Annotated in this window: 9 protein-coding genes; 4 read left to right on the top strand and 5 right to left on the bottom strand. The window is 75.0% G+C overall.

Annotated features, from left to right (window positions below):
• Positions 1–64: 64 nt before the first annotated feature.
• A complete protein-coding gene (locus J5Y05_RS22455) occupies positions 65–535 on the bottom strand; it encodes an NUDIX hydrolase (RefSeq protein WP_307854039.1) in 471 nt (156 codons plus the stop codon).
• A gap of 251 nt (positions 536–786) precedes the next feature.
• Between J5Y05_RS22455 and J5Y05_RS22450 the strand changes: the two genes are divergently transcribed.
• On the top strand, positions 787–4,080 hold the full coding sequence (locus J5Y05_RS22450; protein WP_210874839.1) for a S8 family serine peptidase: 3,294 nt from the start codon (positions 787–789) through the stop codon (positions 4,078–4,080).
• Between the two features lie 456 nt (positions 4,081–4,536).
• Positions 4,537–5,571 (top strand): aspartate-semialdehyde dehydrogenase, encoded by a 1,035-nt coding sequence (locus J5Y05_RS22445; RefSeq protein ID WP_210874838.1) that lies wholly within the window; start codon positions 4,537–4,539, stop codon positions 5,569–5,571.
• A 66-nt stretch (positions 5,572–5,637) separates the two neighbouring features.
• Here the strand turns inward: J5Y05_RS22445 and J5Y05_RS22440 are convergent, their stop codons facing one another.
• Positions 5,638–6,180 carry a UTRA domain-containing protein gene (locus J5Y05_RS22440; RefSeq protein ID WP_210874837.1) on the bottom strand — a complete coding sequence of 181 codons (543 nt, stop codon included), beginning with the start codon at positions 6,178–6,180 and terminating at the stop codon, positions 5,638–5,640.
• A 125-nt stretch (positions 6,181–6,305) separates the two neighbouring features.
• Here J5Y05_RS22440 and pepN point away from each other — a divergent pair, with 125 nt between their 5' ends.
• Entirely contained in the window at positions 6,306–8,882 is a 2,577-nt protein-coding gene (pepN, locus tag J5Y05_RS22435) for an aminopeptidase N (RefSeq protein WP_210874836.1), read from the top strand.
• A 329-nt stretch (positions 8,883–9,211) separates the two neighbouring features.
• Here the strand turns inward: pepN and J5Y05_RS22430 are convergent, their stop codons facing one another.
• From J5Y05_RS22430 to J5Y05_RS22420, 3 genes are all read right to left on the bottom strand, one after another.
• Positions 9,212–9,481, bottom strand: a complete 270-nt coding sequence (locus J5Y05_RS22430; RefSeq protein WP_210874835.1) for a hypothetical protein — start codon at positions 9,479–9,481, stop codon at positions 9,212–9,214.
• Between the two features lie 71 nt (positions 9,482–9,552).
• Positions 9,553–11,790: a 4-alpha-glucanotransferase gene (gene malQ / locus J5Y05_RS22425; RefSeq protein ID WP_210874834.1), complete on the bottom strand. Its 2,238-nt coding sequence runs from the start codon at positions 11,788–11,790 to the stop codon at positions 9,553–9,555.
• Positions 11,791–12,032: 242 nt separating this feature from the next.
• Positions 12,033–12,317 (bottom strand): hypothetical protein, encoded by a 285-nt coding sequence (locus J5Y05_RS22420; RefSeq protein WP_210874833.1) that lies wholly within the window; start codon positions 12,315–12,317, stop codon positions 12,033–12,035.
• A 395-nt stretch (positions 12,318–12,712) separates the two neighbouring features.
• On the opposite strand from J5Y05_RS22420, the gene J5Y05_RS22415 reads away from it, so the two are divergent.
• Positions 12,713–15,601: a glycoside hydrolase family 84 protein gene (locus J5Y05_RS22415; RefSeq protein ID WP_210874832.1), complete on the top strand. Its 2,889-nt coding sequence runs from the start codon at positions 12,713–12,715 to the stop codon at positions 15,599–15,601.
• Positions 15,602–15,619: the final 18 nt, after the last annotated feature.

Raw genomic sequence — 15,619 nt, 5'->3', positions numbered from 1 at the left:
GTCGGGGGGAGGGACCCCCGCATCCGCCGGCGAGTTGAGACCCGGCGGGGTGGTTGAGCCGCTTTCAGCCCTTGTGTTCCGGGCCGCCGCCGGCCCGTCCCGCGGCCGGCCGCTCCCGCCACAGCCGCAGCCCGGTGTCGACCAGCGGGACGCGGTTCAGCCCCGGCACGGCGGCGAGGTCGTGCCAGGCGGCGAGGTCGGTGGAGCCGCCCACCTCGGGGCGGAGCGTGCCGCCGGTGACGCGCCCCTCGTAGACCAGCCGGACCCCGTGGTGGTCGACGGCCCGGCGTACGGGGCGGGCGGGCAGGGCGGTGCGCAGCGAGTCCACGCCGAGCAGGGCGGTGGGTTCGACCCGGTAGCCGGTCTCCTCGGCGAGTTCGCGCACGACGGTGTCGTAGGGGTCCTCGCCGTGCTCCATGCCGCCGCCCGGCAGCACCCATTCGCGGACCCCGCCCGGCCCCGGGGAACGGGCGAGCAGGACCAGGCCGTCACGGACGCACACGGCGTAGGCCGCCACCCTCAGTCTCCGGCGCACTCCGGGACGTTACCGCGTGCGGCCCGGTGCGCGGCAGGGGACCGGGGATTGTCGGCGCACGTCCGTTACGTCCCCCGTGACGTATGGCGGAAGTACGCCATGGACACATCACATCGTTGCCAACTCTCCCCAAACACGGGCCCCTTGGGTAAGGCTGAGCGGTCATCCGGGATCGCATTCCGGACTGTCGCGGCCAGGTCCGACCGGACCGGTGCCGCTCGCTCCCGTTCCTCCACCTCCAAGGGATGCCGATGACCCACTCCTCGCAGCGCGATCCGATACCGGGCGGCAGACGCGCGGCCCGTCTGGCCGTGGCCGCGGGCCTCGCCGCCGCGCTCGGCGTGGCCGGGCCCCTGCCCCTGGCCATGGCGGCCGGCCCCGCGCCCGCCACCGAACCCTCCGTCAAGTCCGCCCACGACAAGCTCGGTTCGCACGACGCCGACCTGCTCGCCGAGGCGAAGGCCGACGGCGCGCGGGAGATCACGATGATGATCGCCACCGCGCCCGGCCAGACCGCCCAGGTGGCCCGGCAGCTCGACGCGGTCGACGGCGGCACCGTGGGCCGCACCTACGACGACCTCGGCTACGTCCGTGCCACGGTGCCCACCGCCAAGGCGGACGCGGCCATCGCCGCCGCCGCGAAGCTCTCCTCCGTGCACGGCATCGACCTGCGCGACGAGATCCCGCTGGACGACCCCCGCCCCGACGCCGGCGTCACCGCCGGCAAGGGGTCCGGCAAGGGCAACGGCGGCTCCGTGAAGGCGCCGGACCGCAAGACGCCCGCCGAGAACCCGTACAACCCGTCCTTCGAGACGGGCGCCGTCGACTTCGTGAAGAAGAACCCGAAGGCGGACGGCCGCGGCGTCACCATCGGCATCCTCGACTCCGGCGTCGACCTCGGCCACCCGGCGCTGCAGAAGACCACCACCGGCGAACGCAAGATCGTCGACTGGGTCACCGCGACCGACCCGGTCGTCGACCGCGACCAGACCTGGCGTCCGATGCTGACCTCCGTCTCCGGACCCGCCTTCACCTACGAGGGCAAGACCTGGAAGGCCCCGGCCGGCTCGTACCGGATCAGCACCTTCCTGGAGTCGTACACGACGGGCGGCGACGCGGCGGGCGACGCCAACCGCGACGGCGACACCACCGACTCCTGGGGCGTCCTGTACGACCCGAAAACCGGCACCGTCCGCGTCGACCTGAACGACAACCACGACTTCCGCGACGACACGCCGATGAAGCCCTACAAGGACGGCTTCCAGGTCGGCTACTTCGGCACCGACGACCCCTCCACCGACGTCGTCGAGCGCCAGCCGTTCGTGGTGGAGATCCGCAAGGACGTCGTCCACAACGCCGCCGGCGACAAGGCCGACTTCGTCAACATCGGCGTCATCGAGTCCGAGCACGGCACCCACGTGGCCGGCATCACCGCCGCCAACGGCCTGTTCGGCGGCAAGATGAACGGCGCCGCCCCCGGCGCGAAGATCGTCTCCTCGCGCGCGTGCACCTGGACCGGCGGCTGCACCAACATCGCGCTCACCGAGGGCATGATCGACCTCGTCGTCAACCGCGGCGTCGACATCGTCAACATGTCGATCGGCGGCCTCCCCGCGCTCAACGACGGCAACAACGCGCGTGCCGAGCTGTACACCCGGCTCATCGACACCTACGGCGTCCAGCTCGTGATCTCCGCGGGCAACTCCGGCCCCGGCGCCAACACCATCGGCGACCCGGGCCTCGCCGACAAGGTGATCTCGGTCGGCGCCTCCATCTCCAAGGAGACCTGGGCCGTCAACTACGGCTCCGAGGTGAAGAAGAAGTACGCGATGATGCCCTTCTCCTCACGCGGACCGCGCGAGGACGGCGGGTTCACGCCGACGCTCACCGCCCCCGGCGCCGCGATCAACACCACGCAGACCTGGCTCCCCGGCGGCCCCGTCCCCGAGGCCGGCTACGACCTCCCGGCCGGCTACAGCATGCTCCAGGGCACCTCGATGGCCTCCCCGCAGGCCGCCGGCGCCTCCGCGCTGCTGCTGTCCGCCGCCAAGCGCGAGGGCATCGCCCTCACCCCGGCCACCCTACGCACCGCGCTGACCTCCACCGCCGACCACATCGACGGCACGCAGGCATACGAGCAGGGCGCGGGCCTCATCAACGTCGTGGACGCCTGGAAGTCGATCCGCAAGGGCGCCACCGCCCACGAGTACCGGATCGAGGCGCCCGTCGACACCGCGATCGACGAGTTCCTGAAGACGCCGGGCCGCGGCACCGGCCTCTACGACCGCGAGGGCGGCCTGAAGGCCGGGCAGAAGAAGACCTACGACATCACCGTCACCCGCACCTCCGGCCCCGCGGGGGCGCTCCGGCACGAGCTGCACTTCGAGAACGACGAGGGCCGCACCTTCCGCGTCCTCGGCTCCGACGTGGTCAAGCTGGAGCTGAACAAGCCGGTGACCGTGAAGGTCCAGGCCCAGCCGAAGACCGGCGGACTCAAGAGCGCGATCCTGGAGATCGACGACCCGCGCACCGAGGGCATCGACCGCCAGGTCCTCACCACGGTCGTGGCCGCCTCGCCGCTGAAGCACTCCGTCACGGAGAAGGGCTCCGTGCAGCGCAACAGCACCCGGTCCTACTTCGTGACCGTCCCCGAGGGCGCCAAGGCGCTGGAGGTGGCCATCGGCGGGCTGAAGACCGGCAGCCAGACCCGGTTCATCGCCATCCACCCCTACGGCGTCCCGGCCGACAGCACCTCCACGCCGTACTGCTACAACAACTACCTCGACGGCAACGGCTGCCGGCCCGACGTCCGCTCCTACGCCGAACCGCAGCCGGGCGTCTGGGAGATCGAGGTCGAGGCGCGGCGCACCTCGCCGCTGCTGGACAACCCGTACACGCTGGAGGCCACCGTCCTCGGCGCCGACTTCGACCCGCGGGTCGTGACGGTGCCCGAGGCCACCGCCGGCACCCCGGCCGCCGCCTCCTGGAAGGTGACCAACCGGTACGCCGCGCTCGACGCCACGCTGACCGGCGGCCCGCTGGGCTCGGCGGTCACCTCCCGCCCGGTCATCGAAAACGGCAGGAAGGCCGTCACCACGGTCCAGGTGCCCGCGGGCGCGGCCTCCCTCGACGTGGCCATCGGCAACGTCTCCGACGCGGCCTCCGACCTCGACCTGACGGTGTACGACGCGAGCGGGCGGGCCGTCGCCCAGTCCGCCGACGGCGACTCGGAGGAGGCGGTCTCGATCGCCCGCCCGGCCGCCGGGACCTACACGATCGAGGTCGCCGCGTACTCGGTGCCCTCGGGCTCCACGGAGTACGACTACCGGGACGTGTACTTCTCCGACGCGCTCGGCTCGGTCACGGTCGACGACTCCGCCCGGGTCAGGCTCGGCAGCGGGGCCACGGCCACGGTGTCCGGCAGCGTGACGGCGCTGGCCGCCGCGCCGGCCGGCCGGGAGTTCTTCGGCCAGGTCAAGCTGGTGAACGCCCGCGGCACCGTCGCGGGCCTGGGCAGCGTCCGGATCGGGACGGTCCTGCCGTAGTCCGGCGGAGCCGGACGGTCCGGAGGGCGGGCGCCTCACAGGGGGCGCCCGCCCTTCGCCGTGCGGGGGCGTGCGCCGGTGTGCGCTCCGGGGGCAGGGGACGTACGGCGATACCGGGAGCGCGCGCCCACAGGTGTGCCGTGACCCGGCCGGGGCCCGTGCGCGCCGAGGCGTACATCACACCCCGGTGTGGCCGAGGGGGGCCGGGGCAGGGGCCGGGACGGCACGGCTTGCGGCGGGAGGGGCGGATCGGGGTGGTTTTTCCGGCTCGGTGCGGTTTTCCGCGCCGTCTCCCCGGCCGCCGTCCGGGTTCCGGGCGTCCCGGCATCCGGGCACCCGGCCCAAAGAATTGGACAGGCGGGCCCAGGTGGGACGCATGATGGAAAGGCCCCGGCCACGCAGACGGCCGCGCGTACCCCGCGCGGGGGCACGGGAACAGACGGAGAGGGAGTCACCGTGAGGATCGGAATCGTCGGAGCCACCGGTCAGGTCGGCACGGTCATGCGCAGGATTCTCACGGAACGCGCGGCGACCGGTGCGCTCGGCCCCGTCGAGGAGCTGCGCCTGTTCGCCTCGGCCCGTTCCGCGGGGCGGGAGCTGGACGGCGTGACCGTGGAGAACGCGGCCACCGCCGACTACTCCGGCCTGGACATCGTGCTCTTCTCCGCGGGCGGCGCGACCTCCCGGGCGCTGGCCGAGAAGGTCGCCGCCCAGGGCCCCGTGGTGATCGACAACTCCTCCGCCTGGCGCCGCGACCCCGAGGTGCCGCTGGTGGTGGCCGAGGTGAACCCGCACGCGATCGCCGACCGCCCCAAGGGCATCATCGCCAACCCGAACTGCACCACCATGGCCGCGATGCCGGTGCTGCGCCCGCTGCACGCCGAGGCCGGCCTCGAAGCGCTGGTCGTCTCCACGTACCAGGCGGTGTCCGGCTCCGGCGTGGCCGGCGTCGACGAGCTGTTCGAGCAGGTGCGCAAGGCGGGCGAGGACGCGCCGAAGCTGGCCCACGACGGCTCGGCCGCCGAGTTCCCCGAGCCGCGCACCTACGTGGCGCCGATCGCGTACAACGTGCTGCCGATGGCCGGCTCGATCGTCGACGACGGCCTCAACGAGACGGACGAGGAGCAGAAGCTCCGCCACGAGTCCCGCAAGATCCTCGACATCCCCGGGCTGAAGGTCTCCGGCACCTGTGTGCGGGTGCCCGTCTTCACCGGCCACTCCCTCCAGATCAACGCCCGCTTCGCCCGCCCGCTCGACGTCGAGCGCGCCCGCGAGCTGCTGGCCGGCGCCCCCGGCGTGGCCCTGGCCGAGGTGCCGACCCCGCTGACGGCCGCGGGCCAGGACCCGTCCTTCGTCGGCCGCATCCGCCGCGACGAGACGGTCGACAACGGCCTCGCCCTCTTCGTCTCCAACGACAACCTCCGCAAGGGCGCGGCCCTGAACGCGGTCCAGATCGCCGAACTGGTCGCCGCGGAACTCACCACGAAGTAACCCGGACACCCCGAAGGGGCGGCCCCGAACGGGGGGCCGCCCCTTCGCGCGTGCCGGTGCGGCCGGTCAGCCGATCCGGGTCTCGTAGCGCAGTCGCTGCCGGTGGGCGGGCATGACCATCAGGTCGGCCTGGACGGGGCGGTCCTCGCGGTCCCGGGTGACCCGGCTCAGGGTGAGGACCGGCTCCCGCGGGCCCATGCCGAGGGCCTCGCGCTCCTCCTCCTCGGGCATGCGCGCGGTCACCTCCTCGGTCACCCGTGCGCCGGCGTGTCCCAGCTCGGCGAGGAGGGCCACCGCGCCGCCGGGGATCTTCCGCCGCTCGGCGAGGCGGGTGCCCAGGGCGATGTGCGCGGGGTAGTACGTGTCGGTCAGCTCGCACGCCACGCCGTCCAGCCGGATCACCCGCCGCCGCACCACGACCGTCTCGCCCGCCGCCACGCCGAGCAGCCCGGCGACCTCGGCGGGGGCGGGCACGGGACCGGCGTGCACGATGCTCTGCGTCCCCTTCCCACCGCGCGCCGCGGCCTCGGCGGCCCAGGCGTCCGGCCGGCCCTTCTCCCCCGGCGTCAGGTACGGCGCCGAGCCACCGACCCACGTGCTCTCCCCCACGGTCCCTCCCGAGACGGACGTCCTGTCCTGCCGCATCCCACGGTAGGCCCCGGAAATGGTCATCGCGTGGTCTGTGGGGGCGTGGAAGGATGGGCCGGTCCACATCATCACGAGGAGATGACCGCGTGCCTGGCACAAACCTGACTCGCGAGGAGGCGCGGCAGCGGGCCAAGCTGCTGACCGTCGACTCGTACGGGATCGAACTCGACCTCACCGGCGCGCAGGACGGGGGCACCTTCCGCTCCGTGACCACGGTGCGCTTCGACGTCGCGGAGGGCGGTGCCGAGTCCTTCGCGGACCTGGTGGCGCCGGCCGTCCACGAGGTGACGCTCAACGGGGACGCCCTGGACCCCGCCGAGGTGTTCCGCGACTCGCGCATCGCGCTGCCGGGGCTGCTGGAGGGCCGCAACGTCCTGCGGGTCGTCGCCGACTGCGCCTACACCAACACCGGTGAGGGCCTGCACCGCTTCGTCGACCCGGTCGACGACCAGGCGTACCTGTACACGCAGTTCGAGGTGCCCGACGCCCGCCGCGTCTTCGCCAACTTCGAACAGCCCGACCTCAAGGCGACGTTCCGCTTCACCGTGCGGGCGCCCGAGGGGTGGAGCGTGATCTCCAACTCCCCCGCCCCCGAACCGAAGGACGGCGTCTGGGAGTTCGGGGAGACGCCGCGCATCTCGACGTACATCACGGCGCTGATCGCCGGCCCGTACCACTCGGTGCACAGCGTGTACGAGAAGGACGGCCAGTCGGTGCCGCTCGGCATCTGGTGCCGGCCCTCGCTCGCCGAACACCTCGACGCCGAGGCGATCTTCGCCGTGACCCGGCAGGGCTTCGACTGGTTCCAGGAGAAGTTCGACTACCCGTACCCCTTCGAGAAGTACGACCAGCTCTTCGTGCCCGAGTTCAACGCGGGCGCGATGGAGAACGCGGGCGCGGTCACCATCCGGGACCAGTACGTCTTCCGCTCGAAGGTGACGGACGCCGCCTACGAGGTGCGCGCCGCCACCATCCTGCACGAGCTGGCGCACATGTGGTTCGGCGACCTGGTCACCATGGAGTGGTGGAACGACCTGTGGCTGAACGAGTCGTTCGCCACCTACGCCGAGGCCGCCTGCCAGGCGTCCGCGCCCGGCTCGAAGTGGCCGCACTCGTGGACGACGTTCGCCAACTCCATGAAGACCTGGGCCTACCGGCAGGACCAGCTCCCCTCCACGCACCCGATCATGGCCGACATCCGCGACCTGGACGACGTGCTGGTCAACTTCGACGGCATCACGTACGCCAAGGGCGCCAGCGTCCTCAAGCAGCTCGTCGCCTACGTCGGCGAGGACGCCTTCTTCCGCGGCGTGCAGGCGTACTTCAAGCGGCACGCGTACGGCAACACCCGCCTGTCGGACCTGCTGGGCGCCCTGGAGGAGACCTCCGGCCGGGACCTGGCCGCCTGGTCGAAGGCGTGGCTGGAGACGGCCGGCATCAACGTCCTGCGCCCCGAGATCGAGACCGACGCCGAGGGCGTCGTCACCTCCTTCGCGGTCCGCCAGGAGGCCCCCGCGCTGCCGGCCGGTGCCCAGGGCGAGGCGACCCTGCGCCCGCACCGCATCGCCATCGGCGCCTACGACCTGGACGCCGACGGCCGCCTGGTGCGCGGCGAGCGCCTGGAACTGGACGTCGACGGCGAGCTGACCGCCGTACCGCAGCTCGTCGGCAGGCCGCGTCCGGCGGTGCTGCTGCTCAACGACGACGACCTGTCGTACGCCAAGGTCCGCCTGGACCCGGACTCCCTCGCGGTCGTCACCGAGCACCTCGGCGACTTCGCCGCGTCGCTGCCGCGCGCCCTGTGCTGGGCGTCGGCCTGGGACATGACCCGGGACGCCGAGCTGCCCGTCCGCGACTACCTGGCGCTGGTGCTCTCCGGCATCGGCAAGGAGTCGGACATCGGCGTCGTGCAGTCGCTGCACCGGCAGGTGAAGCTCGCCGTCGACCAGTACGCCGACCCCACCACCCGCGAGGCGCTGCTCACCCGCTGGACCGAGGCCACCCTCGCCCACCTGCGGGCCGCCGAGGCCGGCGGCGACCACCAGCTCGCCTGGGCGCGGGCGTTCGCGGCGACGGCCCGCACGCCCGAGCAACTGGACCTGCTGGAGGGCCTGCTCGACGGCACGGAGGCGATCGAGGGCCTCGCGGTCGACACCGAGCTGCGCTGGGCGCTGGTGCAGCGGCTCGCCGCGGTGGGCCGGTTCGACGAGGCGGAGATCGCCGGCGAGTACGACCGGGACCGTACGGCGGCCGGTGAGCGGCACGCCGCGACCGCGCGGGCCGCGCGTCCGACCGAGCAGGCGAAGGAGGATGCCTGGGCCTCGGTCGTGGAGTCGGACACGCTGCCGAACGCGGTGCAGGAGGCGGTCATCGCCGGCTTCGTCCAGACCGACCAGCGCGAGCTGCTCGCGCCGTACGCGGAGCGGTACTTCGAGGCGCTGGCCGGGGTCTGGGAGTCCCGGTCGCACGAGATGGCCCAGCAGATCGCGGTCGGCCTCTACCCGGCGGTGCAGGTCTCCCGTGAGACGCTGGAGCGGACGGACGCCTGGCTGGCCTCCGCCGGGCCCAACGCGGCCCTGCGTCGCCTGGTCTCGGAGTCCCGCGCGGGCGTCGAGCGGGCGCTGAACGCGCAGGCGGCCGACGCGGCGGCAGCGGCGCGGTAGGTCCCCGGCGGCGCGGTAGTCCCCCGGCGGCGCCGAGGCGCCCCGGACACGTCACGGCCCCGGTCGTCCCGCGCGGACGGCCGGGGCCGGGACGTGTCCGGGGGCGGGTTCCGGGGTGCGGGGGGTGCGGGGCACGGGAGTGCGGCGCAGGGGGGCGGGGCGTGTCGCGGGCAGCACGGCGAGGGCGCCGGCTCCGCCCACGTACGGCGAACGCGCGTACGTGCGGCGGGGCCGGCGCCCTCGGCACGGTGTCGGGGCGGCCGGTGCGGGACGCCCCGGCGGGCGTCCGCGTCTTCGGCGTGTGCGGTGCCCTCGGGTGCCTTCGGCGCTCAGACCTTGGCGTCGGTCTTGGGCTTGCGGGCGAAGACCCGGTGCTCCGGCTTGGAGCGGTCCAGGACCATCACCAGGCCCGCGATGCCCACGAAGAGCGCGAGCGGGAGCAGGACGTACAGACCCAGCGTCTCGACGACGGTCAGGCCCGTGCCGGGGTCGTCGCCGTCGTCGCGGGTCAGCGCGAGCGCGGGGGACGACATGAGCAGCATCATCAGCGTCGTACCGGCTGCCAGGGCTCCGGCGCGCAGGGCGTTCTTCTTGTCCACGGTGTCCAAGTTAGCGAACGGTGATCCGGGGCGCGCGGCCGGGGTGCCGTAGAAGCCCCGGGGGGCGGTGTTCAGCGGGCGGCGCCGGCGCGCAGGACGCCGGCGAGGGCGCGCAGCCGGGGCGAGTCCATCAGCTCCTCCAGGGTGACCGGGCGACCGGTGGCGTCGGCCAGGGGCAGCCGCCAGTTCGGGTACTGGTCCCAGGTGCCGGGGACGTTCTGGGGGCGCCGGTCGCCGACCGCGTCGGGGAGCCAGAGGCCCACCAGGCGGGCGGGGGTGCGCAGCAGGAAGCGGTGGACTGCCTGGATCTCGGCCTCCTCCCGGCGGGACGCGCCGTCGGTGGCGTCGGCGCCGGCCTTTGGTGGGGGCAGCAGGCCGAGGGAGGTGAGCAGGCGCAGCCACCCCTCGGTCTCGGCGCGGGCGCTCGCGCGTTCCTCGGACAGGGGGCGGGTGAGCAGGCCGAGGCGGTCGCGCAGGGCGACGTCGGCGCCGGTGAGGCGGGCCGCGGTGGGCGGCAGGTCGTGGGTGGTGGCGGTGGCCAGGCAGTCGGCCCGCCACCGCTCGGGCGGCAGGGGCGCGGCGCCGTCCCGCTCGAACCACAGTACGGAGGTGCCCAGCACCCCGCGTTCGCGCAGCGCCTCGCGCACGCCCGGCTCGACGGTGCCCAGGTCCTCGCCGATCACCATGGCACCGGCCCGGGACGCCTCCAGCACCAGGACGGCGAGCATCGCCTCGGCGTCGTAGTGGACGTAGGTGCCCTCGGTGGCCGGCCGTCCCTCCGGCACCCACCAGAGGCGGAAGAGGCCCATCACGTGGTCGACGCGGAGCGCGCCGGCGTACCGGAACAGGCCGCGCAGCAGCTCGCGGAAGGGCGCGTAGCCGGACGCGGCGAGCCGGTCGGGGCGCCAGGGCGGCAGCCCCCAGTCCTGGCCTCGGGCGTTGAAGGCGTCCGGCGGGGCGCCCACCGACATGCCGGCGGCGAAGTGCTCGCGCCGGGCCCAGGTGTCGGCCCCGTGCGGGTGGACGCCGACGGCGAGGTCGTGCACGACGCCGACCGGCATGCCGGCCGCGCGGGCGGTGCGCTGGGCGTCGGCGAGCTGGCCGTCGGTGAGCCAGGCCAGGCGGCGGTGGACCTCGACCCGGCCGGCGAGGGCGGCGCGGGCGCGGGCGGTCCCGGCCGAGCGGGCGTCGCGCAGCTCCTCGGGCCAGCGGTGCCAGTCGGGGCCGTGCACCTCGGCGAGGGCGCACCAGGTGGCGTGCTCCTCCAGGGCGCCGCCGCGCTCGGCGAGGTAGGCGCGGTACGCGGCCCGGCGGGCGGGTGTGAGGGGCTCGGCGCACAGCAGCTCCAGCGCCTCGCGCTTCAGCTCGCCCACCGCGTCCCGGTCGATGAGGGCGTCGCCGGCCAGGACGGAGCGCCGCAGCCGCCCGGCCCGCTCCCCCAGCTCCGCCAGCCGTCGCCGCCGCGCGGGGTCGGTGACCTGGGCGTACTCGGGCACGTCCTCGATCCGCAGGTGCACCGGGTCGGGGAAGCGGCGGGAGGAGGGCCGGTACGGCGAAGGATCGGTGGGGGTTCCGGGGGCGCCGGGAACCCCCGCGTGCAAGGGGTTGACCTGCACGAACCCGGCGCCCAGGCTCCGCCCGGCCCAGGCGGTCAGCGCGGCGAGGTCACCGAGGTCGCCCATGCCCCAGGAGCGCCCGGAGAGCAGGGAGTAGAGCTGGACCAGGAGCCCGTGGGAGCGGCCCTCGGGGGCGGGCAGCCGGGCGGGGGCGACGACGAGGTGGGCGCCGGCGGTGCGGCCGTCGGGGGCGGTGGCGGTGAGCCGGTGGACGCCGGGCGGGAGCCCGTCGGTGACGGTGAGCCGGTGGACGCCCGGGACCCCGTCGGAGACCGTGGGCCGGTCCAGGTCGGACGGAAGCCCGTCCGCACCGCCGGTCCCGTCCACTCCGGACAGAAGCCCGTCGGGGCCGTGGACCTCGCCCTGTTCGGTCTCGACGCGGAGCCGGGTGCCCTCGGGCAGTGCGGCCAGGGCGGCGGGCGCGGGGGCGCCGGACCAGTGGACGAGGGTCGGCGGGAGGAGCCGCGCGCGCAGCTCGGCCTCGCGGGCGGCGAGCGCGTCCCGGACGGCGTCGGGGCCGCTCGCGTCGACGTCCAGGGCGGCCAGGGCGCGGACGACGGCGGCGGGGGACACGGCGGCCGTCCGGTCCGGGGAGGGGCGCCAGGAGGTGGCGACGCCGTGCAGCGCGGCGAGCCGGGCCAGGTCCTCGGCCGGGTCGGCGGTGGCGCGGGGGGCGGTCCGGGCGGTGGTCATCGAGGGCCTTCTTCCGGATCGGGCCGGCGGGTGGCGGCGGCGCCGCGGACGGGCGTACCGCGCGTGACGACCATGCCGCAGAGCCGCGCGCCGGGCCCCGCGACCCGCGGCAGCGCGATCCGGAAAGGACCACAAAAAGACCGTAAAAGACCTGTGACGACCGTAAAGAATCGTAAAGAACCGCGAAGGACCGGAATGAGAACCGAAGAACCCGAACCGGCGGGACGGCCCACGCCCGGCTGCTACGGCGTCGCCGCGGGCTCCGGGACGGCGAAGGAGGCGGTGCCCTGCTCCGGGACGACCGTCGTCAGCTCGGGCGAGGACTCGCTGGTGAGCGGGATCGCGTCGGCGAACGGCGACTCGCTGGTGAGGGGCTCGGCGTCGGGCAGCGGCGGCTCGGCGGTGAGGGGGGCCTCGGCGCCCGTGCCGGTGGCGCTGAAGACCCGGTAGTGCGGACTGTCGGGGTCGGCGGCCGGCTCCGCCACGGGTTTGGACGGCGCGGGCAGCAGCGGTACGGAAACGGCCACGGGGGCCTCCTCTGGTCGGGTGCGCTGGTGGCTGTCACGGCAGCCCCTACCCCGTCGGCGCGAGGACAGACGCCCCACAACGGGCATCGTGACCCTGGTCACACCCCGTCGGCGCGGAATCTGCCCTTCCCCGGGCGAAACCGTCACACCGGCCGTCACCCGATCGGGCAATCCGGTCACGGCGGCCACCGTCGTTGACAGAGTCCCCGCGCGGGTGGTGGGCTCGGCCCCGCATACACAGACGTGACGCAGACGTGATGCGAACGTGATGCGGGCGTAGTGGCCCGCGGTGCGGACGCGACGCCGGGACGCGACGGTTCCGGCGGACGTGGTGCCGGCGCCGCGACACCGATCGGCGTGGCCGCGGACGGCGTGGGAGACAACCGGGAGGTGCCGTGCAAGCACGGCGGAGGAAGGGGACGGCCGCCCTCGCGTTCGCCGTCCTCGCCGGAAGCCTGGGAGCGCTGGGCACCGCCCCCGCCGTGGCGGCCGAGCCGCACACCGGCGGGGCCGCGGCGCGGCCCGAGCGGGCGGCGGGCGCCGAGACGGCCGTCTGGCCGCGCCCCCAGTCGCTGCGGGGCAACGGCGCGGCGGTGACGGTCACCGAGGAGGTGGCCCTGCTGGCGGCCCCGGGCGCCGATCCGTACGCCCTGGAGGCGCTGCGGGAGGTGCTGCGGGAGGCGGGCGCGCGCCGGGTCACGACCCCGGCCGCCGGGGAGCGGCCGGCCCCGGGGGCGCTGGTGGTGCGGGCCACCACCGAGGGCACCCACGCCGTCTCGCCGGGCGCCCAGGCACAGGCGCTGCCGCTGGGCGGGTACCGGCTCACCGTGGGCGGCGGCACCGTCACGATGGCCGGGACCGGCGCGGACGGGCTGTTCCACGCCGTGCAGACGCTGCGCCAACTGGTCGACCCGGCCGCCGGGACCATCGCGGGCGTCGTGGTCGAGGACTGGCCGGGCACCGCCGTGCGCGGGGTGACGGAGGGCTTCTACGGCACGCCCTGGACGCACGCGGAGCGGCTGGACCAACTGGACTTCCTGGGCCGCACCAAGCAGAACCGGTACCTGTACGCCCCCGGCGACGACCTCTACCGGCAGGCCCGCTGGCGCGAGCCGTACCCGGCGGAGCAGCGCGCCCGGTTCCGGGAACTGGCCGAGCGGGCCCGCGCCAACCACGTCACGCCGGCCTGGGCCGTCTCGCCGGGGCAGGCGATGTGCTTCGCCTCGGACGCGGACGTGCGGGCGCTGACCCGCAAGCTGGACGCGATGTGGGCGCTGGGCTTCCGCGCCTTCCACCTCCAGTTCCAGGACGTCAGCTACAGCGAGTGGCACTGCGACGAGGACGCGCGGGAGTTCGGCTCCGGCCCCGGCGCGGCGGCGCGGGCGCAGGCCCGGGTGGCGAACGCGGTCGCCCGGCACCTGGCCGAGCGGCACCCGGACACGGCCGACCTGACGGTGATGCCGACCGAGTACTACCAGGACGGGTCGACGTCCTACCGCCGGGCGCTGGCGGACGCCCTGGACCCGGTGGTGCAGGTGGCCTGGACCGGGGTGGGCGTGGTGCCGCGGACCATCACCGGGCGGGAGCTGGCCGAGGCGCGCGGGGTGTTCGGACGCCCGCTGGTCACCCTGGACAACTACCCGGTCAACGACTACCAGCCGGGCCGGCTCTTCCTCGGCCCTTACCAGGGCCGGGAGCCGGCCGTGGCCACCGGTTCGGCGGCGCTGCTGGCCAACGCGATGGAGCAGCCGCGGGCCTCCCGCATCCCCCTGTTCACCGCCGCCGACTACGCGTGGAACCCGCGCGACTACCGCCCCGAGGAGTCCTGGCGGGCGGCGATCGGCGACCTGGCGGGCGGCGACGCGGGCGGCCGGCAGGCGCTGGCGGCCCTGGCCGGCAACGACGCGTCCTCGGTGCTCGGCACGGAGGAGTCGGCGTACCTGCGGCCCCTGATGGAGGCGTTCTGGCGGGCGGACTCCGCCTCCGGCGGGGACGTGGGGGCGGCGGAGCGGCGGCTGCGCGAGGAGTTCACGCTGCTGCGGGAGCTGCCCGGCAGGCTGCCCGCCGCGCTCTCCGCCGAGGTCGCCCCCTGGGCGCGGCAGCTCGCCCGGTACGGCGAGTCCGGGGCGGTCGCCCTGGACCTGCTGGCGGCGCAGCGCGCCGGGGACGCGGCGGCGGCCTGGACGGCCTACCGGGAGCTGGGCCGGCTCCGCGGGGAGCTGGGCGCGGCCCGGGTGACGGTCGGCGAGGGCGTGCTCGACCCGTTCCTCGGGCGGGCGCAGAAGGCGTACCGGTCCTGGGCGGGGCTCGGCCACGAGCCGGCCGCCGAGCCGGAGGCGGGCGAGGGCCGTACGGTCCGTTTCACCCGCACCCGGCCGCTGGCGACGGTGACGGTGCTGGCCGACCCCGGCACCCGCGGCGAGGTGGAGGTGCAGGTGCCCGGCGAGGGCTGGCTGCGGGCCGGCGCGCTGGAGCCGGACGGCGCCACCGAGATCACCGTGCGCCGTACGGTGCGGGCGGTGCGGGTCACCGGGGACGGCGCCTCGGGGGTGCGGCATCTGGTGCCGTGGTTCGGGGACGCGGCGGACGCCTCACTGGAGCTGCCCGAGAGCCGCACGGAGGTACAGATCGGCGTCCCCGAGCAGGTCACGGCGCGGCTGGGCTCGCTGCGGGCGCGGGACGTGCGGGGCACGCTGACCGCCGAGGCCCCCGAGGGCGTGGAGGTGCGGCTGCCGAAGGGGCCGCTGACGCTGCCGCGCGGCCGGGAGGTGCAGGTCCCGGTGGAGGTGACGGTCGCGCCGGGCACGCCGGCCCGCTCGTACGAGATCCGGATCGGGTTCGGCGGGGTGGAGCGCACGCTGACGGTCGCGGCGTTCCCGCGCACCGGGGGTCCCGACCTGGCGGGCGCGGGCACCGCCAGTTCCTCGGGGGACGAGACGGCGGACTTCCCGGCGTCGGCGGCGAACGACGGGGACCCCGGGACGCGCTGGTCCTCGCCGGTGGACGACGGCGCCTGGTGGCAGGTGGAGCTGGAGCGGCCGGTGCGGCTGGGGCAGCTCGTGCTGAGCTGGCAGGACGCCCATCCCTCGGAGTACCGGGTGCAGGTCTCCCCGGACGGCCGGCGGTGGCGTACGGCGGCCTCGGTGCGCGACGGGCGGGGCGGCGAGGAGTCGGTCCGCATGGACGCGCGGGACGTGCGCTTCGTCCGGGTGCAGGGCGAGAAGCGGGCGACGCCCTACGGGTACTCGCTGTGGTCGGTGCGGGCGTACGCCGTCGCGGAGTGACCGTGCCGGACGGCCCCC

Origin of the sequence: Streptomyces tagetis (genome assembly GCF_018069565.1) — a bacterium.
In the GTDB taxonomy this organism is placed as follows: Bacteria; Actinomycetota; Actinomycetes; order Streptomycetales; family Streptomycetaceae; genus Streptomyces; species Streptomyces tagetis.
Note: the sequence above shows the minus strand (reverse complement) of the source record. Positions and strands in the feature narration are given on the sequence as shown.

Bases quoted from the DNA above. Each gene is read 5' to 3' on its own strand.
- J5Y05_RS22450 (WP_210874839.1), top strand. From the start codon at position 787: ATGACCCACTCCTCGCAGCGCGATCCGATACCGGGCGGCAGACGCGCG.
- malQ (WP_210874834.1), bottom strand. From the start codon at position 11,790: ATGACCACCGCCCGGACCGCCCCCCGCGCCACCGCCGACCCGGCCGAG.